Source organism: Mesorhizobium sp. CU3 (genome assembly GCF_006442965.1).
GTDB lineage: Bacteria > Pseudomonadota > Alphaproteobacteria > Rhizobiales > Rhizobiaceae > Mesorhizobium.
The window spans coordinates 29,881-53,419 of the sequence record NZ_VFWX01000015.1 but is presented as its reverse complement, the minus strand read 5'-3'; the positions used below and the strand labels follow the sequence as shown (position 1 = coordinate 53,419).

The 23,539-nt window shown below is 64.4% G+C and carries 19 protein-coding genes; 11 read left to right on the top strand and 8 right to left on the bottom strand.

Annotated features, from left to right (window positions below):
• The first annotated feature begins 177 nt into the window (after positions 1–177).
• Complete coding sequence (locus FJ988_RS31425) at positions 178–309, top strand: hypothetical protein (RefSeq protein WP_281407755.1); 132 nt, start codon at positions 178–180, stop codon at positions 307–309.
• A 180-nt stretch (positions 310–489) separates the two neighbouring features.
• Here FJ988_RS31425 and FJ988_RS22015 read toward each other — a convergent pair whose 3' ends face one another.
• The 3 genes from FJ988_RS22015 to FJ988_RS22005 form a co-directional block, all read right to left on the bottom strand.
• Entirely contained in the window at positions 490–1,260 is a 771-nt protein-coding gene (locus FJ988_RS22015; protein ID WP_140820533.1) for a metallophosphoesterase family protein, read from the bottom strand.
• A 128-nt stretch (positions 1,261–1,388) separates the two neighbouring features.
• Entirely contained in the window at positions 1,389–2,525 is a 1,137-nt protein-coding gene (locus FJ988_RS22010; protein ID WP_140820452.1) for an alpha-hydroxy acid oxidase, read from the bottom strand.
• A 23-nt stretch (positions 2,526–2,548) separates the two neighbouring features.
• Entirely contained in the window at positions 2,549–3,352 is an 804-nt protein-coding gene (locus FJ988_RS22005; RefSeq protein WP_140820451.1) for an FCD domain-containing protein, read from the bottom strand.
• A gap of 207 nt (positions 3,353–3,559) precedes the next feature.
• Here FJ988_RS22005 and FJ988_RS22000 point away from each other — a divergent pair, with 207 nt between their 5' ends.
• From FJ988_RS22000 to glcF, 4 genes are all read left to right on the top strand, one after another.
• Positions 3,560–4,882: a DUF3422 family protein gene (locus FJ988_RS22000; RefSeq protein WP_140820450.1), complete on the top strand. Its 1,323-nt coding sequence runs from the start codon at positions 3,560–3,562 to the stop codon at positions 4,880–4,882.
• Between the two features lie 161 nt (positions 4,883–5,043).
• On the top strand, positions 5,044–6,540 hold the full coding sequence (locus FJ988_RS21995) for an FAD-linked oxidase C-terminal domain-containing protein (RefSeq protein ID WP_140820449.1): 1,497 nt from the start codon (positions 5,044–5,046) through the stop codon (positions 6,538–6,540).
• Between the two features lie 235 nt (positions 6,541–6,775).
• Entirely contained in the window at positions 6,776–7,981 is a 1,206-nt protein-coding gene (locus tag FJ988_RS21985) for an FAD-binding protein (RefSeq protein WP_140820448.1), read from the top strand.
• Positions 7,982–7,990: 9 nt separating this feature from the next.
• The gene (gene glcF / locus FJ988_RS21980) at positions 7,991–9,316 is read left to right on the top strand and encodes a glycolate oxidase subunit GlcF (protein WP_140820447.1); all 1,326 of its coding nucleotides are present in this window, start codon (positions 7,991–7,993) and stop codon (positions 9,314–9,316) included.
• A 7-nt stretch (positions 9,317–9,323) separates the two neighbouring features.
• Here glcF and FJ988_RS21975 read toward each other — a convergent pair whose 3' ends face one another.
• Positions 9,324–10,244 carry a bifunctional 5,10-methylenetetrahydrofolate dehydrogenase/5,10-methenyltetrahydrofolate cyclohydrolase gene (locus FJ988_RS21975; protein WP_140820446.1) on the bottom strand — a complete coding sequence of 307 codons (921 nt, stop codon included), beginning with the start codon at positions 10,242–10,244 and terminating at the stop codon, positions 9,324–9,326.
• 347 nt (positions 10,245–10,591) lie between these two features.
• A complete protein-coding gene (locus tag FJ988_RS21970; protein ID WP_140820445.1) occupies positions 10,592–11,332 on the bottom strand; it encodes a L,D-transpeptidase in 741 nt (246 codons plus the stop codon).
• Between the two features lie 215 nt (positions 11,333–11,547).
• On the opposite strand from FJ988_RS21970, the gene FJ988_RS21965 reads away from it, so the two are divergent.
• Positions 11,548–12,186 carry a DNA-3-methyladenine glycosylase I gene (locus FJ988_RS21965; protein WP_140820444.1) on the top strand — a complete coding sequence of 213 codons (639 nt, stop codon included), beginning with the start codon at positions 11,548–11,550 and terminating at the stop codon, positions 12,184–12,186.
• Positions 12,187–12,529: 343 nt separating this feature from the next.
• Here the strand turns inward: FJ988_RS21965 and FJ988_RS21960 are convergent, their stop codons facing one another.
• The gene (locus FJ988_RS21960; protein ID WP_140820443.1) at positions 12,530–12,760 is read right to left on the bottom strand and encodes a hypothetical protein; all 231 of its coding nucleotides are present in this window, start codon (positions 12,758–12,760) and stop codon (positions 12,530–12,532) included.
• Positions 12,761–12,935: 175 nt separating this feature from the next.
• On the opposite strand from FJ988_RS21960, the gene hisS reads away from it, so the two are divergent.
• The 5 genes from hisS (at position 12,936) to FJ988_RS21935 (ending at position 19,125) form a co-directional block, all read left to right on the top strand.
• Complete coding sequence (gene hisS, locus FJ988_RS21955) at positions 12,936–14,438, top strand: histidine--tRNA ligase (RefSeq protein ID WP_140820442.1); 1,503 nt, start codon at positions 12,936–12,938, stop codon at positions 14,436–14,438.
• A 174-nt stretch (positions 14,439–14,612) separates the two neighbouring features.
• Positions 14,613–15,728, top strand: coding sequence for an ATP phosphoribosyltransferase regulatory subunit (locus FJ988_RS21950; protein WP_140820441.1), 1,116 nt, complete (start codon positions 14,613–14,615; stop codon positions 15,726–15,728).
• Positions 15,728–16,426, top strand: a complete 699-nt coding sequence (gene hisG, locus FJ988_RS21945) for an ATP phosphoribosyltransferase (RefSeq protein ID WP_140820440.1) — start codon at positions 15,728–15,730, stop codon at positions 16,424–16,426. The genes FJ988_RS21950 and hisG overlap by 1 nt, the downstream gene beginning before the upstream one ends.
• Positions 16,427–16,558: 132 nt before the next feature.
• Complete coding sequence (locus FJ988_RS21940) at positions 16,559–18,319, top strand: AMP-binding protein (RefSeq protein WP_140820439.1); 1,761 nt, start codon at positions 16,559–16,561, stop codon at positions 18,317–18,319.
• A gap of 182 nt (positions 18,320–18,501) precedes the next feature.
• Positions 18,502–19,125 (top strand): poly-gamma-glutamate hydrolase family protein, encoded by a 624-nt coding sequence (locus FJ988_RS21935; RefSeq protein ID WP_181183630.1) that lies wholly within the window; start codon positions 18,502–18,504, stop codon positions 19,123–19,125.
• A gap of 33 nt (positions 19,126–19,158) precedes the next feature.
• Here the strand turns inward: FJ988_RS21935 and FJ988_RS21930 are convergent, their stop codons facing one another.
• A complete protein-coding gene (locus FJ988_RS21930) occupies positions 19,159–22,299 on the bottom strand; it encodes an efflux RND transporter permease subunit (RefSeq protein WP_140820438.1) in 3,141 nt (1,046 codons plus the stop codon).
• A complete protein-coding gene (locus tag FJ988_RS21925) occupies positions 22,296–23,465 on the bottom strand; it encodes an efflux RND transporter periplasmic adaptor subunit (protein ID WP_140820437.1) in 1,170 nt (389 codons plus the stop codon). The genes FJ988_RS21930 and FJ988_RS21925 overlap by 4 nt, the downstream gene beginning before the upstream one ends.
• Between the last annotated feature and the right edge of the window lie 74 nt (positions 23,466–23,539).

Here is a 23,539-nt window from a genome sequence, read left to right as displayed (position 1 = left end):
TTTGTATCGCTTGTGCAACCGGCATGAACCTTTTGTGTGATCCAGCCGACACACCGGCGATACAGAATCTGCTTAGAAGCGCGAAATCGTCGAAACATTGAGACGCATTTTATCGTTTCAACGCATTGGTAACCGCCTCGTGCCCAGATGCAGAAAGCTTAACCAGAGATGACGTCCGTGAAAGCAGCAATCCTGTCTTTTGTCATGCTGTCTGCAATCGTGGTCTGCGGCCTCGGCATCTATGCCGCCGACGCAGCCACCAACCACAGGGCCGTCGACGGGTACGGCGTCACCGCCTCACTCGACTAAGCTGTCTTGATATTCAGCCGGCCTGCAAATGCCGGTTTCCTGCGCTTCCGGTAGTCACGTACGAAAAGTACGCTCCGCTCCGGTTTTCGGAAACCAGCATTTTCGACTCGGCCTGACCTGAATCTCAAACACCCTAGGTCAAGTTTCTTCAAAAGCAGCACGACCGCGCCGGCAAAGCGCTCAAAACGCTTTGCCTTGCACGGTGATGATCCGCTTGTCGCCGCCATTGACGGCGAGTGCGCTCAGCGTTCCCGATTTCCAGGCCAGTGTGTCGACATTGACGCGGTTGGCCATCACCTCGGCTTCCGGGACGGGCGTGTGCCCATGCACGATCACCTTCGCATAAAGCCCGGGATGGTCGTGGAAGGCGTCACGGATCCAGATCAGGTCCTGCTGGTTTTGCCGATCGAGCGGCACGCTCGGCCTGATCCCTGCATGGCAGAAGAAGAAGTCGCCGAAGCTGGCCGAGAACGTCAGCGACTGCAGGAAATCGACATGGCTGCGTGGCACCGCCTTCAGCAAGGCGGCGTGCCCGCGCGCAATGGCTTCCGCCTTGCCGAATCGCTGGACGTCCCTTGAGAGATCGACACCGTAAGATTGGGCCGTCTGGACGCCGCCATAACTCATGAACAGGCCGTCCGGCTCGCCATCGGCGAGAAATTCCAGCATGCCGATGTCGTGGTTGCCGGCGAGCATGATGTTGCGCGGATCGCGCTTCTTAGCCTCGATGAGGAAATCGATGACGCTTCTGGAATCCGGCCCGCGATCGACATAGTCGCCGAGATGGATGATGCGCCAGTCGGCCGCCGGCGCCTTGTATTCGAGCTCGCTCTCGATGCGGCGATGCATGGCGGCGAGCAGGTCGTGGCGGCCATGCACGTCGCCGATGGCGTAGAGCCGCATGCCATCCGGCCCGCGCGCGTCGAGATAATGGATGCCCTGTTCCGCCAATGCTGTCGTCGCTTCATGATCAATCATCGGCGCAGGCTAGGGCCAATCGGTGAACAAGGCCCTAGCGCGTGTCGTGCAAATGCGCACGGCGGCTTTGGGAGAAACAGAAAATCGAACCGGGCCGCGGTTCACCGATACAGTTGATCCTTGCCCATGTCGGTCACCAGCCGCTTGCCGCACAGCGCCAGCGTGACGTCCATCTCCTTGCGGATGATCTCCAGTGCCTTGGTGACGCCCTCCTTGCCCATGGCGCCGAGGCCGTAGAGGAACGGCCGGCCGATATAGGTGCCCTTGGCGCCGAGGCAGAGCGCCTTGAGCACGTCCTGGCCTGACCGGATGCCGCCATCCATATGCACTTCGATCTTGTCGCCGACCGCATCGGCGATTTCTTCCAGAACCGAGATCGACGACGGCGCGCCGTCGAGCTGCCGCCCGCCATGGTTGGAGACGATGATCGCGTCCGCCCCGGTCTTGGCGGCCATCAGCGCGTCTTCCTTGTCGAGGATGCCTTTCAGGATCAGCTTGCCGCCCCAGCGTTCCTTGATCCAGGCGACGTCCTTCCACGACAGCTGCGGATCGAACTGCTCCGTCGTCCAGGACGACAGCGAGGAGACGTCGCCGACGCCCTTGGCGTGGCCGACGATGTTGCGGAAGGTGCGGCGTTTCGTGCCGGCAATGCCGAGGCACCAGCGCGGCTTGAGCGCCAGATCGACGATGTTGGCGAGCGTCATCTTGGGCGGCGCCGAAAGCCCGTTGCGGATATCCTTGTGGCGCTGGCCCAGGATCTGCAGGTCGAGCGTCAGCACCAGCGCCGAGCATTTCGCCGCCTTGGCGCGATCGATCAGGTTGAGCACGAAATCCTTGTCGCGCAGCACATAGAGCTGGAACCAGAACGGCTTGCTGGTCGCCGAGGCGACATCCTCGATCGAGCAGATGCTCATCGTCGACAGCGTGAACGGCACGCCGAACTCATGCGCCGCCTGCGCCGCCAGCATCTCGCCGTCGGCATGCTGCATGCCGGTCAGACCGGTCGGCGCCAAGGCCACCGGCATCGCCACCTTCTCGCCGATCATGGTCGTTTCCAGCGAGCGGTTGCTCATGTCGACCAGCACGCGCTGGCGGAATTTGATCTTGCCGAAATCCTCTTCGTTGGCCCGGTAGGTGCTTTCCGTCCAGGCGCCGGAATCGGCATAGTCGAAGAACATTTTCGGCACCTTGCGGCGCGCCAGGTCCTTGAGGTCGGCGATGGTGAGGATGTCGCTCATGATTGTCCCTGCCTGATCGATATTTAGGAGCGTTTGCGTGTGGGTTCGGTGTCGCCGGCTTCGGCGCGCTGCTTCAGCCTCAGCCGCGAGACGCGCTGCCAGTCGCCGCTGCGCTCGGCTTCCGCCATCGAGCGCTCGACATAGGTGATGTGGTCCATGGCCGCCTTGCGCGCCGCGGCCGGGTCGGCGGCCTTGATGGCGTCATGGATGGCCCGGTGCTGCTCGAGCAGCGCCTCGCGCGCGCCGGGCACGCCGAACACCAGCAGCCGGTTCTGGAATACGCCCTCGGACAAGAGCCGGTAGCAGGAGCGCAGCGTGTGCAAGAGGATCATGTTGTGCGCGCATTCGCAGACCGCATGGTGGAATTCGACATCGATCTCGGCCTCGTCGTCGAAGTCGCCGGTGCGATGCGCCTCGTCCATGCGCGCCATGATGCCGTCGAGCAGTGCCAGATCCTCCGGCGTCGCGCGCCTGGCCGCATATTCGGCCGCCACCGCCTCGATCTCGCGCCTGTATTCGAGATAGTCCGTCACTGCCTTGCGGTGGGTCGAGATGAGGTCCGTCACCGGCTTGGTGAAGAGCTGGCCGATGACATCGGCGACATGGGTGCCGCCGCCGGGCCGCGTCGTCAGTAGACCGCGCCCTTCGAGCGCCTTCAGCGCATCGCGCAGGATCGGCCGCGATACGTCGAACTGGCGCGCCAGCTCGCGCTCGCCGGGCAGCCGGTCGCCGGTGCGCAGCACGCCTTCGAGGATCAGGCTCTCGATCTGCTGCACCACCTCGTCGGCGGTGCGCGAATGCTCGATCCTGGAGAAAATGTCGCTCAAAGGGGGCGCCTGGAGAAGGAAACCGATGCTGGCCAGATTAAAGCCTCTGTCGCCAACTGGTCAAATTATTTATCCAATTCGTCGAGGCCGGTCGGGCAGGGCGCCGCGCCGCCGCATCGGCCGCTGTTGGAATTTGCTGTTTACCTGCCCTGCCAATTGCCGCAAGACGGCAGGGTTCGCACGAAGGTCGAAACAGGGGGACCAGCCGTGTCCGACGAGATGTCCAGTCTCGAATTCCAGCCGCGCGCGCAAGGCGCCGTGATGGGCTTTCCGGCGCATGAGGGACGCCCCGGCGCGCTGGGCGAGGTCCATGCCCGCCCGCATCCGCTGATCGACAAACCGCGCGTGCTCGTCCAGCTTTCCTTCATGACCGAGGGCGGTGCGGGCGTCGATCACGCCGTGCTGTCCGAGCTGTCGCGGCGGCTCGGCATCGCCGCGCCCGAGCGCAATGCCCGCCATCATGCGATGAAATGGGGCAAGGGCACGCTGCGCTGGGAGCGGCATACGGAATTCTCGACCTATCTCTGGGAAGGACCGCTGGCCGAGAACGGCCGCGGCCAGGAGGATTCGCCCTTCGGCAATGGTTTTTCGCCGCCGGGCACGGTGATTTCCGGCATCCGCCTCGAAATCCGCAAATGGACGCAGGCGAGCGAAAAGCCGATCGCCGGCTTCGACCCGACCAGCCTGTGCTATTCGCTGGTCGAGCGGGGTGCTGCCGCCATCATCACCGATTTCCGCCAGGACGGCGATGGTCTCACCCGCATGCTGGTGCTCGATCGCGGCCTGACGCCGGCGAGCACCGGCGCGCTGTCGCAGCGCCTGATCGACATCGAGACCTACCGCACGCTCGCCATGCTCGGCCTGCCGCTGGCGCTGACCTTGTCCGGCCGTGCGCGGCGCATCGAGGATCGTCTGGCGCAGACGACGCTGGAAATGAAGGCGGCCGAGACCCGCGACAGCCAGACCCTGCTTGCCGATCTCACCGAGCTTGCCGCCGAGCTGGAGGCCGACGCCGCGTCGAGCCTCTACCGCTTCGGCGCCAGCCGCGCCTATGACGGCATCGTCACCGAAAGGTTGGAAGCGTTGGATGAAGAGCCGGTGCAGGGCTACGACACCTGGGCGGGCTTTTTGCTGCGGCGCATGGCGCCTGCCATGCGCACCTGCCGCTCGGTCGAGGAGCGCCAGGCCAACCTCTCGCGAAAACTCACCCGCGCCACCACGCTTCTGCGCACCTGGGTCGATGTCGAGGTCGAGAAGCAGAACCGCGACCTGCTGGCCTCGATGAACAACCGCGCCCGCCTGCAATTGCGCCTGCAGCAGACCGTTGAAGGCCTGTCCGTTGCCGCTGTCTCCTACTACGTCGTCGGCCTCATCGGCTATGTCGCCAAGGGCGCCTCGGTCTTCGGCCATGCCTTCGCGCCGGAAGTGGTCACCGCGGCTTCCGTGCCGGTCGCCATCCTGCTTGTATGGTGGGGGGTCCGCCGCGTGCGCAGGATGCATTCCGAGCCGGCGAAACATCCGGGCGAGTAGCAAGCGAACCCTCTTTGGCAGTCATCGGAGCGTAGCGGCAGATTGCCGCTGCGGAAGCTTGGGCTTACGCTCTTTGCCATGCGCGGCCAAAGCAGCATTTGCAACAGCCTTGCATCACTGGTAAAAGATTTTGACCAGTCAAAGCCAGATGGGGCTGCCCGATGTCCGGCCTAGCCATGCCCAAGCCAGATGCGGATACGATGCGCCGGCGCGCCGAGATCGTCGCCGACATGCGCATCATCGTGCCGGGCGAGGGCGTGGTGGACGCCGCCAACGAAATGCGCGCTTTCGAGAGCGACGGCCTGACCGCCTACAGGCAATTGCCGCTGGTCGTGGTGCTGCCGGAAACGGTGGCGCAGGTCGCTCGCGTGTTGAAATACTGCAACGACCGCAACATCCGCGTCGTGCCGCGCGGCTCGGGCACCTCGCTGTCCGGCGGCGCGCTGCCGCTCGAGGACGCGGTGCTGCTGGTGATGAGCCGCTTCAACCGCATCCTGGCCACAGACTATCCCAACCGCACCGTCGTCGCCCAGCCCGGCGTCACCAATCTCGGCATCACCACCGCCGTCGAGCAGGAGGGCTTTTACTACGCCCCCGATCCATCCTCCCAGATCGCCTGCTCGATCGGCGGCAATGTCGCGGAGAATTCCGGCGGCGTGCACTGCCTGAAATACGGCCTCACCGCCAACAATGTGCTGGGCATCGAGATGGTGCTGATGAACGGCGAGGTCGTCCGCCTCGGCGGCAGCCATCTCGACCAGGAAGGCTACGACCTGCTCGGCGTCATGACCGGCTCCGAAGGCCTGCTCGGCGTCGTCACCGAGGTCACCGTGCGCATCCTGAAGAAGCCCGAGACGGCGCGCGCGCTGCTGATCGGCTTCCCGACCAGCGAGCAGGGCGGCCAGTGCGTCGCCGACATCATCGGCGCCGGCATCATTCCGGGCGGCATGGAGATGATGGACCGCCCGGCGATCCACGCGGCGGAGGATTTCGTCCATGCCGGCTATCCGCTCGATGTCGAGGCGCTGCTTATCGTCGAGCTCGACGGGCCGGGCGTCGAGGTCGATCATCTGATCGGCCTGGTCGAAGCGATCGCCTATCGCAACGGTTCGACCACCTGCCGCATCTCGCAGTCGGAGCAGGAGCGGCTGAGTTTCTGGGCCGGCCGCAAGGCAGCCTTCCCCGCAGTCGGCCGCATCTCGCCCGACTATTACTGCATGGACGGCACCATCCCGCGCAAGGAACTACCGAGGGTGCTCGCCGGCATGCGCGAGCTGTCGGAGAAATACGGGCTCGGCGTCGCCAACGTCTTCCACGCCGGCGACGGCAACCTCCACCCGCTGATCCTCTACGACGCCAACGTGCCCGGTGAGCTCGACAAGGCAGAGAATTTCGGCGCCGACATATTGCGGCTCTGCGTCGAGGTTGGCGGCGTCTTGACCGGCGAGCACGGCGTCGGCGTCGAAAAGCGCGACCTGATGCCGGAAATGTTCAACCAGATCGATCTCGACCAGCAGATGCGAGTCAAATGCGCCTTCGACCCCAACCATCTGCTCAACCCGGGAAAGGTCTTTCCGCAGTTGCGGCGCTGCGCGGAGTTGGGAAGGATGCATGTGCATCGCGGGCAGGTTGCGTTTCCGGATATTCCGAGGTTTTGATGGGGGCGCAACTTCGCACGTCGGCGTTCTGTCGCGCCCCCCTCTGTCCTGCCGGACATCTCCCCCACAAGGGGGGAGATCAGCTGTCACCGCGGCCTTCGCCAATCTTCAACGCCGCAAGTGAGGCGCGGCCGCAGAAACTGCCAATCTCCCCCCTTGTGGGGGAGATGTCCGGCAGGACAGAGGGGGGCGCGAAGGAACTCGACGTAGCCTCTTTTGGGGGTGTCGCGTCGCCATGACTACCTTCACCCCATCCTCTTCCGCCGAAACCCTCTCCACCGTCCAATGGGCGGCGGCGGAAGAAACGCCGCTCGAGCTCCTCGGCCATGGCTCCAAGCGCGGCATCGGCCGCCCATTGCAGACCGAGCACACGCTCGACCTGTCGAAGCTGACCGGCGTGACCCTCTACGAACCCGCCGAACTGGTGCTCTCCGCCAAGGCCGGTACGCCGCTCGCCGAGATCGAAACGCTGCTCACTGAAAACGGCCAGCAATTCGCCTTCGAGCCGATGGATTACGGCCCGCTGCTTGGAGGCGAGCCGGGCAAAGGCACCATCGGCGGCGTGCTGGCCGCGAACCTCTCCGGCCCGCGCCGGCTCAAGGCCGGCGCCGCGCGCGACCACGTCCTCGGCGTCGCCGCCGTTTCAGGGCGCGGCGAGGCCTTCAAGTCGGGCGGCCGTGTGGTGAAGAACGTCACCGGCTACGACCTGTCAAAACTGATGGCGAACAGCTGGGGCACGCTCGCCGTGCTGACCGACGTCACCTTCAAGGTCCTGCCGGCGGCCGAGACGGAAGTGACCCTGGCCATCCGCGGCCTGCTCGACGATGCCGCTGTCGCCGCCATGGCGCTGGCGCTCGGCTCCAGCGCCGAAGTCTCGAGCGCAGCGCATCTGCCGGAACGCATTGCCGCCCGCGTCGCGGGCGGCAAGCATGGCAGCGATGCCGCGACGCTGCTGCGCGTTGAGGGATTTGGCCCCTCGGTCGTCTACCGCATCGATGCGCTCAAGCAACTGCTCGGCAAGGCCGGTCCGCTGGAAGAGATCGCCGGCGAAGCGTCGAAGGCGATCTGGCGCGACATCCGCGACTGCCGGCCGTTCGCCGATGGCGGCGCGCTGCCGGTCTGGCGCGTCTCGATGGCGCCGTCTGCGGCGCATCACATGGTGATGGCGCTGCGCATGCAGGCGGCGGTCGACGCCTTTTATGACTGGCAGGGCGGCCTTGTGTGGCTGTCGATGCGCGAGGACGATCCGGAGGCCGAGCTGCTGCGTGGCCTTATCCGTAAGCATGGCGGCGGCCACGCGACACTGGTGCGGGCGTCGGCTCCGCATCGAGCGGCCTTGCCGGTGTTCGAACCGCAGCCGCCGCATCTGGCAGGATTGTCGGCGCGGCTCAAGGCCGAGTTCGACCCTAAGCAGATTCTCAACCCCGGCCGGATGGCCTAGGACCGAAATATGCAGACCAATTTCTCACTTGCCCAGCTTGCCGATCCGCATGTCGCGGAATCGGAGAAGATCCTGCGCAAATGCGTGCATTGCGGTTTCTGCACCGCCACTTGCCCGACCTATGTGACATTGGGCAACGAGCTCGATTCCCCGCGCGGCCGCATCTACCTCATCAAGGACATGCTGGAGAACGGCCGGCCGGCCGACAAGGAAATCGTCACCCATATCGACCGTTGCCTGTCCTGCCTCGCCTGCATGACGACTTGCCCGTCCGGCGTGAACTACATGCATCTGGTCGACCACGCCCGCGCCCATATCCAGGAGACCTACAAACGGCCGCTGCTCGACCGGCTGACGCGCGCCATGCTGGCTTTCGTGCTGCCTTACCCAAGCCGTTTTCGCGCTGCGCTGAAATTGGCCGGCCTTGGCCGGCCGTTCATCGGCCTGTTCGACAAGCTGCCGGCGCTGAAGCCGGTCGCCGCCATGCTGAAGCTCGCGCCGTCGTCGCTCCCACCGGCATCGCCGAAAGCTTCGCCGGGCACGCATCCCGGGCAGGGTGCAAAGCGCGGTCGCGTCGCGATCCTCACCGGCTGCGCGCAATCGGTGCTCGATCCAGCGATCAACGACACCACCATCTCGCTGCTGACCAGGCTCGGCGTCGAGGTCGTGGTGCCGGAAGGCGAGGGCTGCTGCGGCGCGCTGGTCCACCATATGGGCCGCGAAGAGGCAGCACTCGCCTCGGCAAGACAGAATGTCGATGCCTGGACGCGCGCCATCGGCCAGGGCGGCCTCGACGCCATCGTCATCACCGCATCGGGCTGCGGCACCACGATCAAGGATTACGGCTTCATGCTGCGCCTCGATCCGGCCTATGCCGAAAAGGCCGCGCTCGTTTCGGCGCTGGCCAAGGACGTCACCGAATATCTCGCCGCGCTCGACTTGCCGGAGCCCGTGCGCAAGCCGGGCACCATCGTCGCCTACCACTCCGCCTGCTCGATGCAGCATGGCCAGAATATCACGCGTCAGCCGAAGGAGCTTCTCGCCAAGGCGGGCTTTGTCGTGCGCGAGCCGCGCGAGGGGCATCTGTGCTGCGGCTCGGCCGGCACCTACAACATCCTGCAGCCTGAGATCTCGGCGAAACTGCGCGACCGCAAGGTACGGAACATCGAGGCGACGGGCGCCGAGATCGTGGCCACCGGCAATATCGGCTGCATCACGCAGATCGCGTCCGCGGCGAAGCTGCCGGTGGTTCATACGATCAAGCTGCTCGACTGGGCCTATGGCGGTCCGAAGCCGGACGGCGTTTCCGACGCGACGCTGGCCGCGGCCGAATAGTCCGAGCCTACTCCGCCGCCAACTGATCCGGCACGCCATAAGTCGCGCGGTAAAGCGCGCGCTGGCGGTTGAGCGCCACCATCGTGTTGCGCAGCAGGATCGCCACGGTAAGCGGGCCGACGCCGCCCGGCACCGGCGTGATCCAGGAGGCCACTTCCTTGACGCTTTCGGTGTCGACATCGCCGACGATGCGGCCGGTCCCGTCCGGCCCGATTTCCGAATTGATGCCGATGTCGATGACGCACGCCCCCGGCTTAACCATATCGGCCTTGATCAGCCTGGGCTTGCCGACGGCGACGAACAGCGCGTCGGCGCGCCGCGCATGCGCCGCCACCGAACGCGTCATGTGGTGGCAGACGGTCACCGTCGCGCCCTCGCTCATCAGCAGGAAGGCGATCGGCTTGCCGACGATCTCGGAATGGCCGACGACGACCACTTCGAGCCCTTTGAGATCGAGCCCGGTTTCCTTCAGCAGCTCGACCGAGGCGGCCGCGGTGCAGGGCGCCAGATCGAGCTGGTTGTAGACGATGTTGCCGATCGAGGCCGGATGCATGCCCTCGACGTCCTTCAGCGGATGCACCGCCGCCTGCAGCGTCTTGATCGGGATATGCGCCGGCACCGGCCGCTGGATGATGATGCCGGTGACGCGCGGATCGGCGTTGAGGCCGTGGATCGCGGCTTCCAACTCGCCGGCGGTGATGTCGGCGGCAAAGCGCCGCTCCTCGAAACCGATACCGGCAAGGGCTGCCTTGGCGCGCTGGTTGCGCACATAGACGTCGACCGCGTCGGTATCGCCGACGGTGATCGAGACCAATTTCGGCGGAAAGCCTTCGGCGGTGGCGATCGTGGCATCCTCGCGCACGGAAGCGATGATGCGCTGGGCGACCGGGCCGCCTTTCAGGTATCGGCTGTCGTCGGTCAGGGACATGCTGGCACCTCTGCCTTCTCGGGCAATTCGAGAACGGGCGCTGAAGCGGTTTTCCGTCCAAAATTGCGTAACAACTGAGATTTTGTGCACTGCAATAGCAGAGGCGCGCCGGGAAATCAGCCCGGAAAGCGAAACCGCCTGCTTCGAAGGCGACCCATCTCAAAACGAAAAAGGCAGCGCGGTTTCCCTGCGCTGCCTCTTCGTGACCGGCCGTATCCCCACACGGCCCGTCCCCCGTAAACCCTTCACCAGTTAAAGCACATCCCGCGGGACCGCACTATGACTTCACGGCAACAGCAGGGGACTAAAAGTGCTGCGCCGCCTAACCGGTTGATTCGTTACGATTATTATATCACTTCGACCGTGGTTCCGACATTAACGCGTTCGTAAAGGTCGACCACGTCCTCGTTGCGCATGCGGATGCAGCCGGAAGACACCGCACCGCCGATCGTCCAGGGCTGGTTGGTGCCGTGGATGCGGTACTCGGTGGTGCCGAGATAGAGCGCGCGCGCGCCGAGCGGGTTCTCGATGCCGCCTGCCAGATAAGTCGGGAGGTAACGGCCCTTAGCCGCCTCGCGCTTGATCATCTCCGCCGGCGGCCGCCAGTCCGGCCACACTTTCTTGTCGGTGATCTTGTGCGTGCCCGACCATTCGAAGCCCGGCTTGCCGGTGCCGACGCCGTAGCGCCGCGCCTTGCCGTTCTTCTCGACCAGATAGAGGAAGTTCTGGTGGGTATCGATGACGATCGTGCCGGGCTTCGCCGGGCCGTCATAGGCCACTTCCTGCGGCAGGTAGACCGGGTTGATCTGCGGCCGCATCACCATGCGCTTGGCCGGCTGCTGCACGGCCGCCGTGCGCTGCCGGTCGGGCCGCGCCTGGAACAGACGCTGCAGCGGCGGCTGCGTCGCTTGCCGGGTAGGCCGCACGATGCCCGGCGCATGGCCAAGCTGCAGCACCCAGGGCGCCGAAAGGTCGGGGCTCACCATCACCGGCGGCATGTCGGCGTAGCGGTCATCGGCAAGAGAGGTCGTGGCTCCGGCGGCAAGAATCGCTACCGCGCCAAGCAGGGAGTAAAACGCTGTCTTCATCGGAACGCACCTTGATCGTCGAACTCGTCCCCGGAGCGGGAGGACTCCCGGGGCTTCACGATCCTTGGCGTGGAGCGGCAAGCAAAACATGAATCGGAATGCGTAAAATGCCGCTTTGTCAGTAAAGCTTTTGGTGTGGTTACCGGCCGGTTCAGGAATCTGGTAAAGCCACGGTAAAAGCGCGCCGAGGCGCATTAACGAATGGATTTGCTTGAATGGGACAGGAAACTTCCGGCGTCATCGAAGGCCCGGACGGCAAGACGCGCTGCTTCTGGCACGGCAATTTGCCGGACTATCTTCACTATCACGACCATGAATGGGGCCGGCCTGTCACCAATGATCAGCGGCTGTTCGAGAAGATATGCCTCGAAGGCTTCCAGTCGGGCCTGTCCTGGCTGACCATCCTGCGCAAGCGCGAGAATTTCCGCGAGGCTTTCGCCGGATTCGACTTCGACAAGGTGGCTGAGTTCACCGACAAGGATATTGAGCGCCTGCTCGGCTATGCCGGCATCATCCGCCATCGCGGCAAGATCGTCTCGACCATCAACAACGCCAAACGCGCCCGTGAGATGGTCGACGAGTTCGGCTCTTTGGCCGCCTGGTTCTGGAAGTTCGAACCGGGTCCGGCCGAGCGGCCCGAGATCGTCGACCTTGCGCATCTGCGCGCCAACCCGACCACGGCGGTCTCGGTCAGGATCTCCAAGGAATTGAAGAAACGCGGCTGGACTTTTGTCGGCCCGACGACGGTCTACGCCTTCATGCAGGCCATGGGCCTCGTCAACGACCACCTCGAAGGCTGCTATTGCAGGGCGGAGGTGGAGGCCGAGAGGAAGAAGTTGAAGCGGCCGAAATGAGCGCTCTTTCATGCATTGTCTAATGCAGCGCTGGTCGACCCCCACTCCGTCTCGGCTTCGCCGAGCCACCTCTCCCCCGATCGACGGGGTAGAGGAACGGCGCCAGGCTTCTTGCCGTCAACGCTCGTCCAGCAAGGCTCCCTTCCTTTCCCTCCGGAGGGGGAAAGGTGGCGCTGCGAAGCAGCGACGGATTGGGGGAACCACCTGGCAATCGAGCTTCGGCCGATCAGTCACGCCAGCCACGGAAGATGTGTGCATCGGGTAGCGTAACCGGGGGAGAAGGTGCCCGAAGGGCGGATGAGGGGCAGCGCCAGCCTTCGAGATTTCGCAGAAAGACCTAAAATCAAATCCTGCTCGCGCCGGACAGAAACAGCCCCGCCAGGATCGCCGCCACGGCCGCGAAAGCCGGGTAAATCACCAGCAGACCGGTCACCAGCGCGTCGCGTGCGCTCGGCTTGGCCGCCGCAACCTCGAACGGCCCGGCCGGCTGCTCCGCCGGCTTGGGCGTGCTTGCGGCGGGCCGCAGCCTGATGGCGGGCGCGTCGCCCTCGATGATGTTTTCAGCCGTGGTCATGGCCCCGAACCCTTTGTTTCGGCGCGCTTTATGCTCGCCGATTGTGTCGGCACCATGCCGCGCCGATGGCGGAATTGTTTCGTTTTTGGGCATTTTGTTTCGAGGGCGCCGCCCTTGCCGCCCCAAGCCGCATCGTTTAGGAAACGCGCGCCCATTGACCAGAGAAGATCATCCCATGGCCGACAAATCGGAAAAGACGAAAGCGCGGCTGCCGCGCGGTTTTGCCGACCGCAGCGCCGAAGACATTCGCGCCGTCGAGAAGATGATGGCGACCATTCGCTCGGTCTATGAGCTTTACGGCTTCGAACCGGTCGACCAGCCGCTGATTGAATACACCGATGCTCTCGGCAAATTCCTGCCCGACCAGGACCGGCCGAACGAAGGCGTGTTCTCATTCCAGGACGATGACGACCAGTGGCTGTCGCTGCGCTACGATTTGACCGCGCCTACCGCGCGTTTCGTGGCGGAGAATTTCGACAAGCTGCCGAAGCCCTACCGCAGCTATCGCTCCGGCTGGGTGTTCCGCAACGAGAAGCCCGGCCCCGGCCGCTTCCGCCAGTTCATGCAGTTCGACGCCGACACCATCGGCACGCCGGGCGTCGCCGCCGACGCCGAGATGGCGATGATGATGGCCGACGTCATGGAAGCGCTCGGCATCAAGCGCGGCGACTACGTCATCCGCGTCAACAACAGAAAAGTGCTCGACGGCGTGCTGGAGGCGATCGGCCTTGGCGGCGAGGGCAACGGCGGCCGCCGGCTGACCGTACTGCGCGCCATCGACAAGCTGGACAAGCTCGGGCCGGAAGGCGTGCGGCTGCTGCTCGGTCCGGGCAGGTGGGATGGCGGCAAGGAAGGCGAGGGCGATTTTGCCAAGGGCGCCGGATTGAATGACACGCAGGCCGAGGCGGTGCTGCTTGCAACCGCAAGGAACGCGCAGGCCGCCCAGGATGCAAGCGTCAACGCCAACGCCGTCTATCAGGAAGGCGTCGGCGAGCTCGCGACGATCGAGGCGCTGGTCAGGGCCGCAGGCTATGGCGAAGACCGTATCGTGATGGACCGCTCCGTCGTGCGCGGCCTCGAATACTACACCGGCCCCGTCTTCGAAGCCGAGCTTCTGGCCGAAATCCCCAACGACGAAGGCCAGATCGTGCGCTTCGGCTCGGTCGGCGGCGGCGGGCGTTATGATGGGCTGGTGTCGCGCTTCCGCGGCGAGCCGGTGCCGGCGACCGGCTTCTCCATCGGCGTCTCGCGCCTGATGACCGCGCTGAAGAACCTCGGCAAGCTCGACATCTCCGATGTCATTGCCCCGGTCGTCGTGCTGGTGATGGACAAGGACACCGAAAGCCTCGGCCGTTACCAGAAGATGGTCGCCGATCTGCGCGCCGCCGGCATCCGCTCCGAAATGTATCTCGGCGGCGCCGGCATGAAGGCGCAGCTCAAATATGCCGACCGCCGCGGCAGCCCCGTCGCCATCATTCAGGGCGGCGACGAGCGCGCCAAGGGCGAGGTGCAGATCAAGGACCTGATCGAAGGCGCAAGGATGTCGGCCGAGATCACCGACAACGCCGAATGGCGCGCGGCAAGGCCGGCGCAGGTTACGGTGGCGGAAGGTGAGCTGGTGGCGGAGGTGAGGAAGATACTCGCGGCGCAGGCCGAGGAGCGGGCACGTGGCCGATAGGGCGCCGACCTCCCCTTCCCCCCTTGTGGGGGAAGGTGGCCTCGCGAAGCGAGGTCGGATGAGGGGTGTTCCAGGGAACGCCAGCGTCTCACTTCGTCACCCACCCCTCATCCGTCTCGGCGCTGCGCGCCGATCCACCTTCTCCCACAAGGGGAGAAGGGAAGGGCGTGCCGCATGACCACCCGCCCCGCCATCGCCGCCGACATCACCAGTCTTTTCGCCACCCGCGACACCCACGCCGTCGAAGTCGCTGTGCTCCAACCCGCCGATCCGTTCCTCGATATGGCTGGCGAAGACCTGCGCCGCCGCATCTTCCTGACCGAAAGCGAGACCGGCAAGACGCTGTGCCTGCGTCCGGAATTCACCATCCCCGTCTGCCTCGACCACATCGCCAGCCAGGCCGGTACGCCGCGCCGCTATTCCTATCTCGGCGAAGTCTTCCGCCAGCGCCGCGAGGGCGGCAACGAGTTCTTCCAGGCCGGCATCGAGGATCTCGGCGACCGCGACATCGCCGCCGCCGATGCCCGTTCGCTGGCCGACGCGCATGCGCTGCTGTCTTTGGCACTGCCCGGAAAGGCGCTGGCGATCACGCTCGGCGACCAGACCTTGTTCGAGGCGGTGCTGGCCGCGCTTGGCCTGCCGCGAGGCTGGCGCATGCGGCTTGCGCGCGCCTTCGGCTCGGCGCCGATGCTGGAAGCGGCCCTGGCCGATCTCGCCAACCCGCCGCGCAACAGCCAGCTTGCCGGTCCGGTCGCTTTGCTGGTGCTCGACGGCGATGCAGAAGGTTTGGCCGCGCATATCGCCGAAGGCATGGAGCAGGCCGGGTTGTCGGCTTCAGGCGGCCGGGCGCCTGCCGACATTGCGCGCCGGCTGATCGAGAAGGCGCAATTGCGCAGCGTCAGGCTGTCCGACGACGCTTTCTCGGCGCTGAAGGGTTTCCTCGAGATCGACGTCGCGCTGGGCGACGCGACCACGGCGCTCGAAAAATTCGCCGCCGACGCCGGCCTGTCATTGGGTCCGGCGCTGGAGAATTTCGCCGCCCGCGCCAAGGCGATCGAGGCGCATGGCCTGCCGTCATCAAGCATACGCTACGATGCCGCCTTCGGCCGGCCGCTGGATTACTACACCGGCCTCGTCTTCGAGATCGCGGCGCAAGGCGGCGACCGTCCGCTGGCCGGCGGCGGCCGCTACGATCGCCTGCTGACGCTGCTCGGCGCCAAGAAGCCGATCCCGGGCGTCGGCTTCTCGGTCTGGCTGGACCGCATCGAAGCCTTGCGGGGGAATGCCTGATGATTACGCTGGCGATCCCCTCGAAGGGCCGTCTCAAGGAACAGTCGCTGGAAGTGCTGGCCAAGGCCGGGCTGGCCGTCACGCTGCCCGAGGACGACCGCAAATACCGCGCCCGCATCGACGGCCTCGACGCCGTCGAGGTGGCGTTCCTGTCTGCATCGGAGATCGCCGGCGAGATCGGCCAGGGCGCCGTCGATCTCGGCATCACCGGCGAGGATCTGGTGCGCGAGAACCTCGCCGACTGGGAAGCGCGGGCCGAAATCGTCGCGCGCCTTGGCTTCGGCCATGCCGATGTCGTGGTCGCCGTGCCCGACATCTGGCTCGATGTCGACAACATGGCCGACCTCGACGACGTGGCCGCCGATTTCCGCCAGCGCCATGGCCGGCGCCTCAGGATCGCGACCAAATACTGGCGGCTGACGCAGCAGTTCTTTTCGCTCAAGCACGGCATCCAGGTCTACCGCATCGTCGAAAGCCTCGGCGCCACCGAGGGCGCGCCAGCGGCGGGCCTGGCCGACGTCATCGTCGACATCACCACCACCGGCTCGACGCTGCGCGCCAATCATCTCAAGGTGCTGGGCGACGGCACGATCCTGAATTCGCAGGCCTGCCTGGTGGCTTCGAAGAAGGTTCGTGACGCGAAGGATGAAGCGCAATTGCGCGACATCGCCGCGAAGATGAGCGCGCTCGTCCGTTAGAGCAATTCCAGGAAAAGTGTGAAGCGGTTTTCCGTCCGGAATTGCGTCAAACCAAAGCAGTGTCTCTACCTTGGGCGGGTTTCCTCCGCCTTTGCGGGCTGATAGGTTCAATCATCCCGGGAGGAGACGGCGATGGCGATCAAACTCGACGAGCTGATGAACGCCAGCAATCTGCGCAAGACGCGCAACAGCTTCATTGTTCCGGTCGACGGCAGGGCACATGTCTCAGGCGGCCGCTCGGTGCCTTTGCTCGACATGACCATTCCGGAACTGTTTTCCGACACGGTGAGCAAATACGCCACGCTCGACGCCGCTATCTTCGTCGGCCAGGACAAGCGCTTCACCTGGAGCGAGCTGTCGGATGCGGTCGATGCCTTGGCCGCCGGCTTCCTGGCGCTTGGCCTGGAAAAGGGCGACCGCGTCGGCATCTGGTCGCCAAACCGCTGGGAATGGCTGGTGACGCAGTTCGCCACCGCGCGCATCGGGCTGATCCTGGTCAACATCAACCCGGCCTACCGGCTGACCGAACTCGAATATGCCCTCAACAAGGTTGGCTGCAAGGCGTTGGTCACCGCGGCAGCGTTCAAGACCTCCGACTATCTCGGCATGATCGAGACGCTGGCGCCCGAGCTCGCCACATCCCAGCCCGGCAAACTCAAGGCGAGAAAACTGCCGGCGTTGAAGATCGTCATCCGCATGGGCGACGACAATTCGCCGGGCATGTTCAATTTCGGCGATGTGCTGGCCATGGCCGGCCGCGACGAGCATGACAGTCTCGACCGCATCTCCGAGAGTCTGAAGCCGGGCGACGCCATCAACATCCAGTTCACGAGCGGCACGACGGGCGCGCCGAAGGGCGCGACGCTCACCCACGCCAACATCGTCAACAACGGCAATTTCGTCACCTCCGCGATAAAGCTCACCGTCGACGACCGCCTCTGCATCCCGGTGCCGCTCTACCACTGCTTCGGCATGTCGATGGGCACCATGGGCTGCGTCACCAAGGGCGCGACGATGGTCTTCCCGGGCGAAGGCTTCGACGCCGGCGCGACGCTGAAGGCTGTGGCGCAGGAACGCTGCACCGGGCTTTATGGCGTGCCGACAATGTTCGTCGCCATGCTCGACCACGCGGATTTTGCCGGCTTCGACCTCTCCAGCCTGCGCACCGGCATCATGGCCGGCTCGCCATGCCCGATCGAGGTGATGAAGAAGGTGGTGTCGCTGATGCATATGTCTGAGGTGACCATCGCCTACGGCATGACCGAGACCAGCCCGGTCTCCTTCCAGAGCAGCGTCGACGACCCGCTGGAAAAGCGCGTCTCCACCGTCGGCCGCATCCACCCGCATGTCGAGGTGAAAGCCATCGGCGCCGATGGCGCCATCGTCGCGGTCGGCGAGCCGGGCGAGCTCTGCACGCGCGGCTATTCGGTGATGAAGGGCTATTGGGACGACGTCGAAAAGACCCGCGAGGCGATCGACGCCGATGGCTGGATGCACACCGGCGACCTCGCCACCATCGATGCCGAGGGTTATTGCAACATTGTCGGCCGGGTGAAGGACATGGTCATCCGCGGCGGCGAGAACGTCTATCCGCGCGAGGTCGAGGAATTCCTCTACCGCCATCCCAAGGTCAAGGAAGTGCAGGTCTTCGGCATCCCGGACGACAAATATGGCGAGGAGCTCTGCGCCTGGATCGTCTTGAAACCCGGCCAAGTCGCGACCGCCGAGGAGATCAAGGCCTTCTGCGCCGGCCAGATCGCCCATTACAAGGTGCCGCGCTACATCCGTTTCCGCACCGAGCTGCCGATGACAGTGACCGGCAAGCCTCAAAAGTTCCTGATGCGCGAGGCGATGGTCGAGGAACTGGGGCTGGTGGCCCAGAAGACGGCTTGAAACCGGATTGATGCGAAAGTACCCAACCTTTGGAAAACGCGCTTAGAGCGGTCCAGCGTTTAACGGAATCGCCGAACCGCTCTGAGTCTATATTTTCACGCAATTCCGGGCGGAAAACCGCTACGCACTTTTCCTGGAATTGCTTAGAGCGCGGACTGCGAACTGTTTATTTGGACGGGATTGTGGATAACGAATTTCCGAATTTCGCGGCGCTGAAAGCCGCCAAAACCGAAAACGTGGACTATCGCATCGTCGTCCGGCGCGGCGCGCGAACCGGCGGCGCGATCGTCATGGCCCCGCATGGCGGGAAGATCGAGCCCCGCACGTCCCTGATCACCGAGACGATAGCAGGGCGCGATCTCGACATGTATTGCTTCGAAGGGCTCATGCCGGAGAGCAACCGGGAGCTGCACATAACGTCCAGGAACTTCGACGAGGGGACCGCGCTCGAACTGTTGCGGACGAAGTCGATCGTCGTCGCTATCCACGGTCGTCAGGATCGGGACGATCCCTCGACGGTCTATATGGGTGGCAAGGACGCGGCGCTGGTTTCGCAGATAGCCTGGCGTCTGCAGGAGGCCGGCTTCCAGACACAAAAGGACAACCATCCGTTTCCTGGCATCCAGGATTCGAACATCGTCAACCGAGGACTGACGGGCAAAGGGGCGCAACTGGAAGTGCCCTTCTCGCTGCGCCGTCGACTGGGGAATGAGCAGGAACTTCTGGAACGATTCTGCGGGGCGGTTCGCCAGGCAATCGAGATATTCGATGCGCAAAATGGCGCTCAATCCTGGGCTGTGTCCTAAAGCCTGCGCGGAAGACGGTGTGACGGCTTGAACCTAGCCGCCAACCGCAACCCGCTTCGCCTTACGCTCGGCGCGCCATTCTTCAAATCGCTGCAGGATCACGAAGAAGGCAGGCACGAAGAGAACGGCAAGGCAAGTCGAGGCGATCATGCCCGAAAACACGGTGATGCCGATCGATTTACGTGCGCTCGCCCCGGCGCCTGTCGCCAGCACCAGCGGCGCGACGCCGAGGATGAAAGCGAAGGACGTCATCAGGATGGGACGGAAGCGGGCGCGGGCTGCTTCGATCGCCGCCTCGACGATCGGTTTGCCGGCAGCGCGCAATTCGCGCGCGACCTCGACGATCAGGATGGCGTTCTTGGCCGACAGCGCAATCAGCAGGATCAGGCCGATCTGGACGTAGAGATTGTTGTCGATGTGGAGTCCATTGAGCACCAGCACCGGACCGACCAGCGACAGCGGCGCGGCGAGCAATATCGAGATCGGCGCCAGCCAGCTCTCATACTGGCCCGCCAGCACCAGATAGACCAACAGCAGTGCCATGCCGAATACCAGGTAGATCTGGCTGCCGACAAGCTTTTCCTGGAAGGAGAGCGCGGTCCAGTCGTAGCCGGTCCCGGGCGGTAGAGTGTCGGCCGCGGCCGCTTCCATCAGCTTGATTGCATCACCTGATGAGAAACCCTGCGCCTGCACGCCAAGCACCGATGCCGAGGGATAGAGGTTATAGAGGCTGATCAGCGAGGGGCCGACGCTTGGCTTGACCGTCAGCACCGTGCTGAGCGGGATCATGTCGCCGCTCTGGTTGCGCACGGTCAGCCGGCCGATGTCCTCGGGCGACAGACGGAACTGAGAATCGCCCTGTACATAGATCTGGAAGACCCGGCCGAACTTGTTGAACTGGCTGACATAGGTCGAGCCGAGATAGCCGGCGAGCGTCTGGAACACCTGGTCGGTGGTCAGCCCGAGCATCTGTACCTTCTCGCGGTCGAACTCGACCTGGTATTGCGGGACGTTGGATCGGAACGTTGCCGATACGCGCTGGATGCCGGACTGCGTGGCTGCTGCCCTGGTCAGCGCGCTGGTCGCGCCCTGCAGCTTCGCAAGGTCGAAACTGCCGTCACGCAACTCGACCTGCATGGTGAAGCCGGCGGCGTTGCCGATGCCCTGGATCGGCGGTGGCGGCAGCACCAGGACATTGCCGTCCGCCATGTCCGACAGCTTCTTGTTCAGCGTCGCGTAAAGCGAGGCGAGATCCTCGCCCTTGCCGCGCACGCTCCAGTCCTTGAGGATGATGTAGGCAACGCCGGCATTGGCCAAGGTCGAGTTGTTGTCGAGGGCCGAGAGGCCGGAGATCGTCACCACCTGGTCGACCCCCGGTGTTGCCTTGGCGATGGTCGAGATCTGTTGCAGCGTGTCCTGCGTACGGCCGAGCGACGCACCGTCGGCCAGTTGCACCGAAGCGAGCAGGTAGCCCTGGTCCTCGATCGGAATGAAACCGGTGGCCACGCGCGACATGCCGTAGCCCGCCGCGCCGATGATGAGCAGCGCGATGATGCCCATCACCGTGCTGTGGCGCACCATGGATCCGATCAGGCGGGTGTAGCCGTTTTCCGCGCGCTGATAGACGGCATTGAAACCGCGAAAGAAGGCGTTGCGCTTGTCCAGCGGCACCGGCTGCCTCAGCCAGGTCGCGCACTGCGTGGGCTTCAGCGTTGCCGCATTGACGGCGCTGATCAAGGCCGTTGCCGCGATGACCAGGGCGAACTGCGCATACATCTGCCCGGTAAGGCCGGGCAGGAAGGCGGCAGGCAGGAACACCGCCATCAACACAAGCGTGATGCCGATGATCGGCCCGAACAGCGCATTCATGGCCGCGACCGCCGCATCGTGGCCGGACATGCCGCGCTCCATGTTATGCGCGGCCCCCTCGACCACGACGATGGCGTCGTCGACGACGATGCCGATGGCAAGCACGATGGCAAACAAGGTCGACAGGTTGACGGTAAAGCCAAGCGCGAGCATCGCCGCGAAGGCCCCGATGATGGTCACCGGCACAGTCGTTGCCGGCACCAGCATCGCCCGCCAGTCCTGCAGGAAGAGCAGGATGACGATCAGCACCAGCACCGCGGCCTCGAGCAGCGTCTTATAGACTTCGTCGATCGCCTGGCTGACGAAAATCGTGGTGTTGAACGGGATCGAGTAGGCAAGCCCCTGCGGGAACTCGCCAGACAGTTCCTTCATCCTGGCCTCGACCTTGCCGGCTACGTCGAGCGCGTTGGCGCCCGGCGACAGAAAGATGGCGAGACCCGCCGCCTGCTGGCCGTCGAGGTTGAAGAATTGCCCATAGGTTTGGGCGCCTAGCTCGACCCGCCCGACATCGCGCACGCGGGTCAGGTCGCCATTGGCGCCGGTCTTGACGATCACCGCGGCGAACTGATCGGGGTCGTCAAGGCGGCTGGACACTTCGATCGTATATTGGAAGGACTGTCCGTCGGGCGCAGGCGGCGCGCCGACCTGGCCAGCGGTGACCTGCTCGCTTTGTTGCTGCAGGGCCTGGACGACGTCCTGCGTGGTAAGGCCGCGCACCTGCATCTTCTGCGGGTCGAGCCAGACGCGCATCGAATACTGCCCCGCGCCAAACACGTTCACGTTGCCGACGCCGGGTATGCGCGAGAGCTCGTCCTTCAGCCGGATGGTTGCGTAGTTGGCGAGATAAAGGCTGTCATATTGCTTGTCCGGCGAAGTCAGCGTGACGATCTCGAGGATGGAGGTCGATTTCTTCTGGACGTTGACGCCCTGCACCTGCACCGCCTGCGGCAGCGATGCCAGCGCAGTGGACACCCGGTTCTGGACACGCACCTGCGCCTGGTCCAGATCCGTGCCGATCTGGAAAGTGACGGTCAGATTGTAGCTGCCGTCCGACGCGGAGAAGGACTGCATGTAGAGCATGCCCTCGACGCCGTTGACCTGCTGCTCGATCGGCAGCGCCACCGTGTCGATCACCGAGCGCGCGCTGGCGCCAGGATAGCGGGTGGTCACCGAAACGGTCGGCGGCACAACGTCGGGATATTGCGCCACCGGCAGGCCGAAGAGCGAGACCAGGCCGATGACGACCATGAGGATGGCGATTGCATTGGCCAGGACCGGCCGCTCGATGAAGAATTTGGAGATCATTGCGCAGCGCCGCCGGCCGTAGCCGCGTCCAGCGTTTTCACCTGCGGCTCGATCTTCTGGCCAGGCACGGCGGTCAGCAGGCCGGAGACCAGAACGCGGTCTTCCGCGGTGATCCCCTTGCTGATCACGCGCAAGACGCCGACAAGCTGGCCGATCTCGACCGGACGCTCCTCGACGACGTCGTCTTTTCCGGCGACGAGCAGGTAGCGGCCCCTCTGGTCGCTCCCGATCGCTCGGTCGGGAACCAGCAGCGCGTCCGGTTCTTCTCCCAGCGGCACTCGCACGCGCACGAAATAGCCTGGAAGCAATGCCCGATCGTCGTTGGGCAGCACGGCGCGCACCGCGAGCGTGCCGGTGGTGGCCGTAACCTCAGGGGAGGCGTAGTCCAGCATTCCCTTGTGCGGATAGCCTGTCTCGTTCTGCAGGCCGACTTCGACCGGTATCTTCTTGAGGTCCTTGCCGGTGATGCCTCGTTTGGCCATGGCGGCGCGAATGCGCAGCACGTCCTGCTCCGATATGTTGAAGTTGACATAGATGGGCGCGAGCTGAACCAGGGTCGCGAGCGTGGTGGCGCTGCCGGCGCCGACCAGTTGCCCGATCGACACCTGGCGGGCGCCGACGATGCCGGAAAACGGCGCCTTGACCTCGGTGTAGCTCAAATTGAGCTGAGCCTGCTGGACGTCGACCGCGCTCTGCTTCTGCTTGGCGGCGTCGACATCCGCCGCGGCGGCGGACTGATCGAGGGTCGATTGCGAGATGATCTTCTGTGACAGCAGTTCCTGCTGCCGCTTCAGGTCGGCTCCGGACTGCTTGGCGGAGGCGTCGGCCGAACCCTGCCCGGCCTGCGCCTGTTCGAGTGCCAATTGGTAGGTATCCTGTTCGATTAGGAACAGCCTTGTACCGGCCTTGACCTCATCTCCGTCCTTATAGTCGATTTCCTGGATGAAGCCGGCGACACGTGCAACCAGCGGCGTCGTGTTCACCGCCGCGGCGCTGCCTGTGGCTTCGAGATAGGGCGTTACAGTCTGCTTGACCGGGAGCGCTACATCTATCTTGGGTGGCGGGGGCGGCTCGTAACTGTTTTCTTTGCTGCAAGAGCACAATAAAATTGCTGCAATTGCGAATAAACCCGCCGTCGGCGCGGCTCTCCTCCACGAGAAAACCATTTTGCCCCTCTGAATACTTCGGTATATAAATCGTATTGCTGTGAAATTGCGTGAACCTAGCTTTTTTTGAGGAG